The sequence below is a fragment of the Actinobaculum suis genome, from assembly GCF_900102025.1.
Classification (GTDB): domain Bacteria; phylum Actinomycetota; class Actinomycetes; order Actinomycetales; family Actinomycetaceae; genus Actinobaculum; species Actinobaculum suis.
Map to the genome: position 1 here is coordinate 57,643 of NZ_FNAU01000013.1, position 12,035 is coordinate 69,677.

7 protein-coding genes are annotated in these 12,035 nt (G+C 59.2%); 4 read left to right on the forward strand and 3 right to left on the reverse strand.

Features of this window, described 5'->3' with window-relative positions; all coding sequences use genetic code 11:
- Positions 1 to 3: 3 nt before the first annotated feature.
- Positions 4 to 1,209 carry an alpha/beta hydrolase gene (locus tag BLT47_RS07355; protein ID WP_256332580.1) on the reverse strand — a complete coding sequence of 402 codons (1,206 nt, stop codon included), beginning with the start codon at positions 1,207 to 1,209 and terminating at the stop codon, positions 4 to 6.
- 264 nt (positions 1,210 to 1,473) lie between these two features.
- On the opposite strand from BLT47_RS07355, the gene codB reads away from it, so the two are divergent.
- Both codB and codA read left to right on the forward strand, forming a co-directional pair.
- Positions 1,474 to 2,910, forward strand: a complete 1,437-nt coding sequence (gene codB / locus BLT47_RS07360; protein ID WP_218122560.1) for a cytosine permease — start codon at positions 1,474 to 1,476, stop codon at positions 2,908 to 2,910.
- A 132-nt stretch (positions 2,911 to 3,042) separates the two neighbouring features.
- Positions 3,043 to 4,431 (forward strand): cytosine deaminase, encoded by a 1,389-nt coding sequence (gene codA, locus BLT47_RS07365; RefSeq protein ID WP_074663308.1) that lies wholly within the window; start codon positions 3,043 to 3,045, stop codon positions 4,429 to 4,431.
- A 162-nt stretch (positions 4,432 to 4,593) separates the two neighbouring features.
- On the opposite strand, the gene metX is transcribed toward codA, so the two are convergent.
- Together metX and BLT47_RS07375 are read right to left on the reverse strand one after the other, a co-directional pair.
- Positions 4,594 to 5,745, reverse strand: coding sequence for a homoserine O-acetyltransferase MetX (gene metX, locus BLT47_RS07370; protein ID WP_197077845.1), 1,152 nt, complete (start codon positions 5,743 to 5,745; stop codon positions 4,594 to 4,596).
- Positions 5,746 to 6,190: 445 nt separating this feature from the next.
- Positions 6,191 to 7,474, reverse strand: coding sequence for an O-acetylhomoserine aminocarboxypropyltransferase/cysteine synthase family protein (locus BLT47_RS07375; RefSeq protein ID WP_074663311.1), 1,284 nt, complete (start codon positions 7,472 to 7,474; stop codon positions 6,191 to 6,193).
- A gap of 1,054 nt (positions 7,475 to 8,528) precedes the next feature.
- On the opposite strand from BLT47_RS07375, the gene BLT47_RS07380 reads away from it, so the two are divergent.
- Both BLT47_RS07380 and BLT47_RS07385 read left to right on the forward strand, forming a co-directional pair.
- Positions 8,529 to 9,944, forward strand: a complete 1,416-nt coding sequence (locus BLT47_RS07380; protein WP_074663357.1) for a C40 family peptidase — start codon at positions 8,529 to 8,531, stop codon at positions 9,942 to 9,944.
- A gap of 761 nt (positions 9,945 to 10,705) precedes the next feature.
- Positions 10,706 to 12,004, forward strand: coding sequence for a hypothetical protein (locus BLT47_RS07385; RefSeq protein ID WP_143021812.1), 1,299 nt, complete (start codon positions 10,706 to 10,708; stop codon positions 12,002 to 12,004).
- Positions 12,005 to 12,035 lie beyond the last annotated feature (31 nt).

Sequence of the window (12,035 nt, forward strand, 5' to 3'; positions counted from 1 at the left end):
TTACTATTGTTCGCCAAGCACCCCGGTGATAAACCTGCCGAGGGTGCGGAACACTTCTGTGCGTACGGACCGGCGGGAAAAGACGACGTCGTGAATAGCACCCGGGAACTTGACGATGCTCACCGCGCGGCCAAGTTTTGCGGCGCGGGCCCACATTTGTTCCACGTTGAGCACAATATCGGCGCTGCGCATTTCTTCGCTCCAGGAGCGGCTGAAATAGCTGCGCGCGGAGGTGAGCATCAAAATTGGGGCGTCGATATTCAGGCCGGCGGCCACGCGATCCTGACCGCGCAAAACTGCCCGCAACCAGCCGGGACGTACCGGGAACGGGTTGCTAACGCGCGTGTCGAAATCAGGTATCCAACCGGTGGTCCAGAACGGGTCATCGGTATGCGGGGGCGCGCCGGGGATGCTCGGCAAACCCGGCGCTTTCCACGCCGTGACGGTCCGTGCATAAAAGTCACTAGCGAAAAGGTCTAAAGCCTGGCGCGGCCAATGTGAAGCCAAAGCGGTTACCGCGGGGCGCGCCACAGCCTGCAATTCTGGCGTAAGTTGCAGCTCCAACCAGGGCGAATTAAGCACGACGCCGGCCAGCAAGCCCGGGCGCGCATCGGCATACAAACTAGCCGTGAGCCCGCCCGTGGAATGACCGTACAAAAACAGCGGGAAAGGTGCGGCGGAATTCGCGGCCAGTGGCGCGGCGGAATCCGCGCGCGTTTCGATCCCGTAAGTTTCCCGCAGGTCGGCAGCGATGGCTTCCCAGGCGGCGTCGAGATCTGCAAAATAAGTGGAAAAGTTTTCGATATACCCTGGAGTTTGCCGGGAACGGTCTAGGCTGCGCCCATATTTGCGCAGATCAATCGCGTAAAAAGCTCCCTGCATGGCGGTTATAGTGCGGGCGAGTTCGGTGTGAATAAATGAGTCATTCCAACCATGCACAGCCAAGAAAGCAAAGCGCGGCGCGGTATTTGGTTCGCCGCCCTGGGCAGGCGCAGCAGTCGCGGCTTGCGCCGCGAGACCGGGCGCGGGCGGGCGCGGCGGGGTTTTCCGGATGAGCGTGGCACGCACTGGGCCTTCGGTATCGGAGCCGAGCGGTAAGGAAGTTTGCTCATAATCGGCGCCGAGTGGGTCGGGATACCAAGTACGGCTGGTCATGGTCTTATTATCGCAGGCCACAATAATAATTTTTTGGGCCCTGCCGCACTTCAAGGCACGGCTTTTGGGCGGCGCCGCGGGTTTCGGGAGGTGCGCGGGTTTCGAGGGGCGGCGGCACGGGTTTCGAGGGGTGGTGGCGCGGGGCCGCCGGTGATGCTGCGGTCTTCATCGAGGTAGCCCTGGGGTAACAGCGGTAGCGTGTGGCGGCACAAAGCGCTAGTCCCGTGACTGACCACATAAGGTTTGATCCTTGCGGCCTTCCGGAAATGACTGTTACCGTACTGTCAATTTGAGCAAAATTTAGAAAGGAGCCGGGCGATGACGGCAAATATGCACGTGCAAAGCGCAGCGAGCACGCCAGCCGCGCACAGTACCCCAGCGGTAGTGGTGCCAAGCGCAGGGGATGGGGCCGGCACAACGCCCATTGATCCCCAAGTTAAGCTCCAGCCAATAGATGATGATTTTTCGTTTGGAGCTGTTCCTATTTCCAGCCGACGTTCCTTTTGGTCCGTCGGCTTTGTTATGCTCGGCTTTACTTTCTTTTCCGCTTCGATGTCTGTGGGAGCGAAGCTCGGTAACGGGCTCGACCTCGGCGGTTTCCTCGCGGCGGTCAGCATTGGCGGAGTAATCCTTGCGATCTACACGGGCGCGCTTGCCTATGTGGGTGCCCGTACGGGGATGGGCGTAGACGAACTTGCCCGGCACGCTTTTGGCCGGCGCGGTTCCTACCTACCTTCGTTCTTGATCGCTTTCACCCAGATGGGCTGGTTCGGGGTCGGGGTGGCCATGTTCGCCATGCCCACCGCAGACCTGCTCGGGATCAGCCCGTGGCCTATCGTGCTAATTGCGGGCGCGCTCATGACGGCCAGCGCTTATTACGGCATTAAAGCAATCGAAATCGTTTCCTTCATTTCCGTACCCCTGATTACGATTCTGGGTACGTATTCCATGGTGACGGCAACCGTGGAAGCCGGCGGCGTGGCTGAAGTTTTCGGCGAATCGGGCGGAATGCCGATTATGGTCGGCGTCGGCATGGTAGTGGGATCCTTTATTTCGGGCGGTTCGGCCACCCCGAACTTCGCCCGCTTTGCCCGCACCGCACGTTCCGCGGTGATCACCACGGTGATCGCTTTCCTGCTCGGCAATACCCTCATGTTTTCCTTCGGTGCCGTGGGTGGTGCTTTCACCGGTAAGGACGATATTTTCTACGTGATGATCGCGCAGGGTTTGGCCATTCCCGCGCTGCTCGTGCTCGGCGCCAATATTTGGACCACGAATAATAACGCCTTGTACACCACCGGGCTGGGGTTTGCGAATATTACGAAGCGGCCCAAGCGGCCCCTCGTGTTCATTGCGGGCACGGCCGGCACGCTTGGCGCCCTGTGGTTGTATAACAATTTCGTGGGGTGGCTGAATTTCTTGAACGCTACTTTGCCGCCGATCGGAGCGATTCTGGTGGCTGATTACCTGGTGCATCGGCGTGCCTACCATGCCGTGATCGACGCCGTAAACGTTGCCGAAGCTGCCGGCCAGCCCCTGCCGATTGTGGAATCGGCCGGCTCGCAACGCAATATAGCCTGGGCTCCGGTGGCCGGAGTAATAGGCGGGGCCGCGGCCGGGTGGCTGATCCCCTTCGGGATTGCTTCCCTCAACGCGGTGGTTGCGGCCGTGCTGATCTACGGCGTCGGCGTGCTGGCCGAAACTCGCGCGCAAAGCGAAACTAGCGCGCAGGCCGCAGCAACACCCGCAAAGTAAACACCAAGCACCCGGAACACCAAGCACCCGGAAAACCAAGCACCCGGAACACCAAGCGCCCGGAAACTGGCTCCGCGCAGTAAACACTAGGGACGCACCCTGCACCGTAAACACCAAGGAAGAAGCAGAACAATGGCGAAGATGCTATTCAAGAATGTGCGGATCGAGAACCGCACCGAGTTATCCGATGTGCTCGTGAGCGCGGGCAAAATCGCGCGGATCACGCCCGCGGGGAGCGAAACTGCGCGGGTAGATAACAGCGCAGCGCCGGCAGGTAACAACGCAGCGCCCGCAAGCAACGGTACCGCGCCGGAAAGTGGCAGTGCGGCGTCGGAAAGTGCGGGAGCCACGCAAACCTCGCAAACCGCAGAAACCGCGCAAGCCCCGGAAACCACGGTTTATGACGGGCGCGGGCAGCTAATGTTGCCGCCCATTGTGGAATCCCACGTGCATCTCGATACCACGATGACGGAAGGTGACCCCCGTTCGAATTCTTCGGGCACTTTGTTTGAGGGGATCGAGATTTGGGCGGAGCGCAAGCAGCAGCTCACCGTTGCCGATGTGAAAGAACGTGCCTTGCGAGCTATTCGGCAACAAGTGCGATTCGGTGTGCAATATATTCGTTCGCATGTGGACGTAACTGATCCGGAACTTACCGCTTTGCGGGCGTTGATCGAGTTGCGTGAAGAGCTGCGCGACACGGTGACTTTGCAGCTCGTGGCTTTCCCACAGGAAGGTATTGAATCTTATCCGCGCGGGCGGGAATTATTGCGCCAGGCAGCGGAGCTGGGGGCGGATGCGATTGGCGCGATCCCGCACTATGAGTTCACGCGTGAATATTCGGTTTCGTCTCTCCAGTATGCTTTCGCGCTCGCGCAAGAATACGGCCTGCTCATGGATGTACATTGCGATGAGATTGACGATCCTGCTTCGCGCGGCTTGGAAACTTTGGCCACGTTGGCTTATGAGGCCGGGGTGGGGGAGAAGGTCACCGCTTCGCACACTACGGCAATGCATTCTTATAACAATGCCTACTTTGGGAAATTGTTGCGGCTCTTGCGGATGAGCGGAATCAATTTCGTTTCCAATCCGATGGTCAATACGCATTTGCAGGGCCGGATTGATACGTACCCGAAGCGGCGCGGGGTGACCCGGGTACCGGAGCTAACCGCGGCAGGGATCAATGTTTCCTTCGGGCAAGACGATATTGTGGACCCGTGGAATCCGCTCGGTACCGGTTCGCTGCGGGACGTTACGCTGATCGGTTTGTACGTGACCCAGATGATGGGGGCGGAGCAGATCGACAACTCTTACCGGTTCATTACTTACAATGGCGCCCGCACGCTCCACGTGCCGGAAGCTGAATACGGGATCGCGGAAGGTAAACCGGCGAACTTCCTGCTCTTGGACGCACCTTCTTGGCGCGAAGCTCTCATGTTCCATGCGCCGGTGCTGGCCTCCTACCGGGAGGGTCGCTTGCTTTACGAGGCGACGGCGCCCACCCGCCACTGGCACTTCTAAACTCCTAACCGAAACAGGCCCCGGGTGCTAGCCGCGCCCGGGGCCTGTGGTATTCGAGGCCGGTACTTGGAGCGGGCGGCCCCAGCCGGCTGGGTAAATGCGGCCAGCTGGGCAAGTGCGGCCGCACGGCGATTTGCCACGGGGCCTGCCGGCGCACGCCCACTAAAGCTCGGCCAAAAACTCGCGGATTATTTTGCTTACCTGGTCGTTTTCGATGAGGAAGCCATCGTGGCCATGCCCGGAATGTACGGTCTGGAGTGGCCGGGCGCCGGGCAGGGCTGCGGCTAGGGCGGCCATGTCTTCCGGATAGAAAAGCCGGTCGCTATCTACCGCCACCACGAGGGAAGGCATTTCGAGGCTGGCCACTACCGCGTCTGTGCCGCCGCGGCCGCGCCCAATATCGTGGGTGATAAAAGACTGCGTGATGGTTAGATACGAATTGGCGTCGAAGCGGGCGGCAAGTTTACGGCCGTGATAGTCCAAATAGGATTGCACCGCGTAGCGGCCGCCATAAAGCGGATTTTCGCCGTCTTGCGGAGTGCGGCCAAAACGCACCGCCATTTCATCGGCGCACCGATAAGTCAAATGGGCAATCTCGCGGGCCAAGCCCAGCCCGCCACTCGGACCCTGATCCGGGCCGGCGTCGTAATAGTTCCCACCGCGCCACTTGGGATCTAACTGGATCGCAAGTTTTTGGAAGTGGGCGTAGGCAATCTGTTCCGCGGTGGTAGCCGGGCCAGAAACCAACACCGCCAAAGCTCCTACCATTTCCGGATAGCTAGCCGCCCATTCCATGGCCCGGTTACCACCAAAACTGGCGCCGGCCACCAAAGCCCAGCGGCGAATCCCCAGCTGGCGGGCAAGTTTATGTTCCGCAGCGGCCATATCCCGCAAAGTAATTTCCGGGAAACGCGGGCCCCAAGGTTTACCGTCCGGAGCGGTGGAAGCCGGCCCGGTAGAACCCTGGCACCCGCCCAAACAGTTTGGGCACACCACGAAATATTTATTCGTATCGATTGCCCGGCCCGGGCCCACAATCTGGTACCACCACCCGTTCGTACCATCGCGGGAGGTGGCGTGAGAGTCCCCGGTGAGCGCGTGGCACAGCAAGATCGCATTATCGCCGGCCTCGTTTAGTGTGCCCCAAGTTTCGTAGGCGAGTTCTACTTGCGGCAGGCGCCCGCCCAGTTCCAGTTCGAGCGGGCCGAGCTGCGCGAATTGTCGCTCGCCCGGGTCATCGCCCGCAAACCACGCTCCGGAAGCGGGAAGATTAGGTTGGGGGACGGGCCGATATCCGGTATCAAAATCGCCAATCGGCGCGGCGTCCGTCACCGGGTCTAGTTCAGGGTGTCCGACCAAGAAAATCGGGTGTTCTTCGCTCACGGTCCTCGGTACTCCTTGGATACAATCCGGCGGTTACCAGATACATTCTGATGGTAACGCGGAATGTGGTTTGCGGTTGTATGTATTCAAAGTTTGCGGTGCGTACTTGGCGGCGCCGCCGGCGGTGGGGCTGAGTGCGGAGCATTCCGATGCTTCTCGGGGGTAATTAGTAGCATCCCGCAAAACCAACTCGGTTCAGCACCCACCGCGGGTACCTAGCGCCGGAAGACCGGGCGCCAGCGGCGTCGTCGTTATCGGTTATGGGTTTTAGCGCGTGCCGGGCGCGTTACCGGCACCGACACCGGCACCGGCACCGGCACTTTACATAGCGCGTAGCAGATTGCCGGAACGTAACCGGCAAGTTGCCGGCGCGTGCCTACTTGATCGCGGCGAGGGCCTGATCCAAATCGGCGATAATGTCGCGCACATCCTCAATGCCGATGGAGAGGCGCACGGTTGCCGGCGTGATCCCAATATCGAGCAGTTCTTGTTCGCTGAGCTGGGAATGCGTGGTAGAAGCCGGGTGCACCACCAGCGATTTCGCATCTCCAATATTTGCCAGATTCGAGAACAGTTGCAGCGCTTCCACAAATCGGGAAGCTTCTTCCAAACCGCCGTCGATATCGATTGTGAACACGGAGCCCGGCCCCTTCGGCGTGTACTTCTGGGCGCGTTCGTAGTAGGGGTTGGAAACTAGTCCAGCGTAGTTCACCGACTTCACGCCCGGATGGTCTACCAGGTGCTCTACCACCCGTTTCGTGTTTTCTAGGTGCCGGTCTACGCGGAGCGAAAGGGTTTCCAGTCCGATTCCGATCTGCCAGGCGGCCAGCGGCGTGATCGCGGCGCCGGTATCGCGCAGGAGGGTGGCCCGAATGCGGGTTACGAAGGGTGCTCCGGTGTCCGCAAATACGAGGCCGTGGTAAGACTCGTCGGGTTCGGCAATGCCCGGGAACTTTCCGTTACGCCAATCGAAATCTCCCTTTTCGACGACGACGCCCGCAATCGTGGTGCCATGCCCGCCGAGGAACTTGGTGGCCGAATCTGCGACGACGTCGGCACCCCAATCGAAGGGGTTGCCATTAGCCGGAGTGGCAATCGTGTTATCCACAATGAGGGGGACGCCGTGGGCGTGTGCTACTTGGGCTACAGCTTCTACGTCGAGGATGTCTTGACGCGGATTCGGGATGGTTTCCCCGAACAAGGCGCGAGTGTTTTCATCGATTTCTTTTGCCCAGCTGGCCGGATCGTCCGGGTTTTCCACCCACCGCACTTCAATACCGAAGCTGGGAAGCACATGCTTGAACTGGTTGTAGGTGCCCCCATACAAAGAAGGTGAAGAGACGATATTGTGCCCGGCCGTGGCCACGTTCACGATGGCGTAGAAAATAGCGGCCGAACCGGAAGATAGGAGTAGCCCGCCCGCGCCGTTGTAGAGGGCGGCAATACGGTCTTCTACTTGTTGCTGGGTGGGATTCGTGATCCGCGTATAAATTGGGCCGGCATCGGTGAGAGCAAAACGGCCCCGTGCCTGTTCATTGCTTTCGAAAACGTAGCTCGTGGTTTGGTAGATAGGAAGCGCCCGGGAACGCGAATCAGTATCGAGCGTCAGGCCCGCGTGTAGCTGCTTGGTATCAAATCCCCACTCGTGGTTTTCTGCCATTTTATTTTCTCCTTCGGAAACCCGGCCCGATGGCCGGAAGGCCAAATACGTAAAAATCTAAAAATCGGGTATTGGCCTGCATTGCTGGTGGTAGGCGGGCAAAAATGCGCGCACTACTAGCAGACAATGTTTGTTTTTACTGGTTTTACTGAAATTGGGTTTTACTGAAATACGGTAATTGGTGCGTGTACTTATTTCTTATTACGCACCCGCTAACCCCAACCTTGAAGGAAGTAACCGGTGGAGCGGTTTTGCCGGTTCGTTTGCGTCCACCAACCCTTCCAAGCAGGGCTGGGAGCGCATCGGGCCTCTAGTTTCCACGGCAGAAAGACCGTGCGGCCGGATGCGCTAGCTGAACATTCGCATAACGAACAGCATGGCAGTAACCATAGCCCACCCGTCCGCATTTTGTGCAAGCGTGTCCAAAATGTGAAATATGCGGCAGTGCCTGCTGGTTGCTAATCTGCCGTGCCCTGCCGGTAGGCCTCGCCAGCTGTCCGTGCCTGTCCGCGGTGCCTGCCGCCATAGCTGCTGCTCGTGCCTGCCAGCTGTTTTCGCGGGCTGATTTCGAGGTGCGTCCCGCCCAGCTGGCTCGTGAAAATGTGCGTGAGGCGGTGAACGCAGGTTAGGCGGTGCGCGCACGTCGGGCAGCTATCACATGTGTGGCGGCACACGCGCATGGGGTAGTAAGCGTATGTGAGGCGGTAAGCGCGGTGGGCGGTGAACGCAGGTGGGGGCGGTATCGCGAGGGGCGGTATTGCGTGGGGTAGTGCCGTAAGGAGGATGTGACAAATGAGGGTCCTGAGGCGGCTGGGAAAATTGATCGAAAAGTGCTAAGTGCGACCAATGTGTACCGATTTAATAGTGTGGAATTTGGAGATGTTGTTCCCTTTTTGCCCTATCTGGGGTAGTTTCATAACAGTTGTGTTACGGGCGGCGTTGTAAAACACGCCGAGGCACACCGCGTGAACCGGAGCTAGGACCGGTTCACGCGCCTGCGGGGAGCGGGGCTAGGGCCGCAAACCGCATGAAAGAAGATAGTTTTGGAGGCGTTGTGGAGTTGCGAAAAGGGAAATTCCTGGCGGCTGGGGTATCTGCCGCGTTGGTGATTTCTCTGGTCCCGCCAGCACAGGCTGATAACGGGGCGAGTGATGATCAGATATCGGCAGCAAAGGCTGCGGAACAGCAAACAACAAATTCGATTGCGGGGCTGGAAGCGCAACTCACCGGCCTCGGTGCACAGGCTGAAAATGCCCGCACGGATGTAACGAAGAAGCAAGCGGCAGCCAGTGCGGCGCAACAGGATCTTTCGGAGTCGATTACGGCCGCGATTGAAGCGCAAGAGCAGGCCAATATCGCCCAGTCGCAGGCAGACGATGCTTTGGATGCGCTGGGTGCGGTTTCTTCCGCCATGTATCGCGATGGTTCTACTTCTTTGGGTGGAGTCACGGCCCTTTTGGGTGCGGACTCTTTGAAGAATGCAGCCGATCGGCAATGGGCTTTCGAGGTGCTCGGCCAGCACACTGGGAGCAAGTTGCAAAAGTACCAGGCAGCCCGCGATGTGGCCCAGACCTTGCAGTCAGATGCTGATGCGAAGGCTGCCGATCAGGCGGTAGCGGCCGGTTCGGCAGAAGAGGCGTTGGCACAGGCGCAAGAAGCGGCCGCTGGCCTCGAAGCCACGATTTCAGGTATTGAAGAACAGCGGGAACAGCTGTTTACGCAGCTCGCCGCGCAAAAGGGTACGACGGCGGAGCTCGAACGCCAGGCGCAAGAAGCGAAGGAAGCCCAATCTCGGGCAGAGGCAGAAGCCCAGCGCCAGGCGATCATTCAGCAAGCCCAGGCAGAGGCTGAAGCTCGTGCACAAACGCAAGCTCGGGCTGATGCGGCAGAGGCAGCCCGGCAAGAAGAAGCACGCCGGGCGGCTGGGGAAGTTACCCAGCGCCGCCAGCGCGAACAAGCGCCTTCACCGGCGCCGCGTCCCGCGCCTGCTCCGGCTCCAGCTCCGCAGCCTGCACCGGCTCCCGCTCCGGCACCAGCGCCGCGGCCGGCACCCGCTCCGGCTCCTAAGCCAGCTCCGGCTCCTAAGCCTGCTCCGGCTCCGGCGCCGTCGAACGCCGCGCTGGGCCAGCAGATTGTGGCCTTCGCACGCCAGTTTGACCACAAGGTTCCGTACGTGTGGGGCAAGTATTCGCCGGAAACCGGTTGGGATTGCGTGGGCTTCACGTACTACGTCTACAACCACTTCGGCATTAAGACGCCGCGCCGTACCGGCTCGCACGTCAACCAGTTCTGGAGCGGTTACCGCCAGGTGCCAGCTTCGCAGGCGCAACCGGGCGATCTGCTGTGGTGGCCCGGGCACGTGGGTATCTACACCGGTAACGGTATGCACATCGCGGCCTGGAACGAAAGCATGGGCACCCAAGAACGTGCGGTCTGGGGCAACCCGGTTTACCTGCGCATAGTCGGGTAATACCGTAAAACCTCGGCGCGATAAACGTCGCTACGCCAAGGCAGTGTTGGCCACTACGCCAAGGCCGCGTTGCCGCGATGCCAAGGCAATGTTGCCCGCGGGTGTAATGGCTCGCCTGGAACCTGCAGGTAACGGCACCGCCTGGACCTGCTTGCCACCTGGCAAGCTCCGATAACTGAACTCAAGCAAGGCCCGCTGGGTAGGCGCATGAAGCGCCTACCCAGCGGGCCTTTTTGTTTGTTTACCGGGAATGCTTCGCGTTCCTATCGCTGGTGCGTGTAGCTACCGCCAGCAATCTGAACAGGCAGTGCCGGAATTCCTAAAAGCTTTTGCATACGTACATAAACCTGGAAAATAAATGCGACTTTGCACACGTTAGGAGATTGCACACACTCAAGAAAGTGCAATGTTCGTTTACCCCTCAATCGGCGGCAGGGGTGGAAAGTCCCAGGATTTCCCCCACCGAAAATTGTTACCGAAATGTTTTTAGCGGGACGTTGGTCCCGTCACGGTTTGAAGGTTGGCAGGGAATATTTGATATTGTCAGACGGCCGCGGAGGGGAGTCCTGCAAAATCGATTCGCCCGCCAGAACTGTGCAAACGCCACGCCCTGCCGGATTGTGCGGGCGCGCGGGTATTGGGCGGTTGGGCTCTGGCAGCTGTTTGTTGGCCCGTTCGGGTGTTAGGACTAAATGCCTGGCATTCACTTCCGAAGGGTTTGCTGTACGGGTAGGGACTTAGGTCGGAAAAATGGAGGAACCGTGAGGAAAGCACTGGTGGCTCGAGTCGTAGCGCTCTTCGCTGTCGTTTTCACGGCGTTGAGCGGCATTTTTGCTCCGCTCAGTGCGGCGGCCCCGGTCCTTCCGGAGGCAGCTTCGAAGAACATGCATCCACAGCTACTGCAGCAAAAGCTCCTCCCGCAAACCCCGAAACACCGGGGTCAAGAGGGTGTTTTGTTGCTAACCACTACCGGTGAAGTTCTACGGATGACTCCGGACGGCACTATCTCGCCGGGAGCGCCTTATCTGCCGGCTATCGCCAAGGACGGCCCGAAAACCGTCAGGTCAAAGAATATTCCGAGTAGCGGGCCCTGGGGTCAAAAGGTCCCCGGCTATAACGGGTCCTACCAAGGCCGGTTCGATCGCGGCCCCAATAACGACACTTCCGCCTGGTATCAGATAAAAGGTATCGAGTATAACGCTCTTGGAAGCGCGGAGGATGGCACCCTTTACGCAACTTTGCGCGTCAGCCAGAAGTCGTCTCGTGGTCAGGTCGGGCCGTACCAGGTGTATCGCCTCGGCCCGGGTGAAGACTACTGGAGCCCCTACGGCCCGGAATTTATGCTGGACGCCGCAACGGTAGCTCCCGAAACTAACCAAACCGGTAACCGCGCTCAGTCCGTATCAGCTGGTGCGGTTAATCCGAAGGATGGGAAGTACTACTTCGGTACCAGTGTTACCGATTGGCAGGGCAATTCGTATTTCCACACGTACCGGATGGAACCGAGTGGACCGGTATACGTGGGCAAGGCTCGTGTTGAAACAATTGAAGCCGCTTCGGGTAAATCTCTGGAGTCAAATGCCGGCGATATTTCGTTCAGCAAGGACGGGGCTCTAATTGTAGAAACGTCGGCGGCGTACACGGTGCCCAGCGATCGCCAAAATTACTTGCGCATGAACCTCGTGAAGAGTGAAGACTTGCAGAATGGGCACGGCGGGGAATTGCCTTCCTTCGCTCTGCCTACCGTCAGCTTGAAGGCTACGGGTCCGTACGAAAGATCTTACGATAATTTTAATGGCATCCGTGCTGCTTCTGGGTTTGCGCAATTACCTGACGGCAGGCTTATTACCGCAAATGCGGATGATACGTCCACAACAACGATGCTTCAGGTGTCGCCTGATTGGGATAAGTCTGAGATTTTCAAGAGAATTGATGGCGCTGAACCTATTTACTCGGAGCGGATTGACAAATCCGAGCGTGACCAAAATTGGTGCACGGGCCCGACCCCCGGAAAGTGGACATGGGGGTGGTGTTTATGCTGCAAGGTCAAGTGTAGCTGACGCGTGTTTTTCGAAGGTGTCTGGGGCCTGG

Excerpts from the sequence above, each read along its gene's own strand:
- codB (WP_218122560.1), top strand. The coding sequence starts at position 1,474 with ATGACGGCAAATATGCACGTGCAAAGCGCAGCGAGCACGCCAGCCGCG.
- codA (WP_074663308.1), top strand. The coding sequence starts at position 3,043 with ATGGCGAAGATGCTATTCAAGAATGTGCGGATCGAGAACCGCACCGAG.
- BLT47_RS07375 (WP_074663311.1), bottom strand. The coding sequence starts at position 7,474 with ATGGCAGAAAACCACGAGTGGGGATTTGATACCAAGCAGCTACACGCG.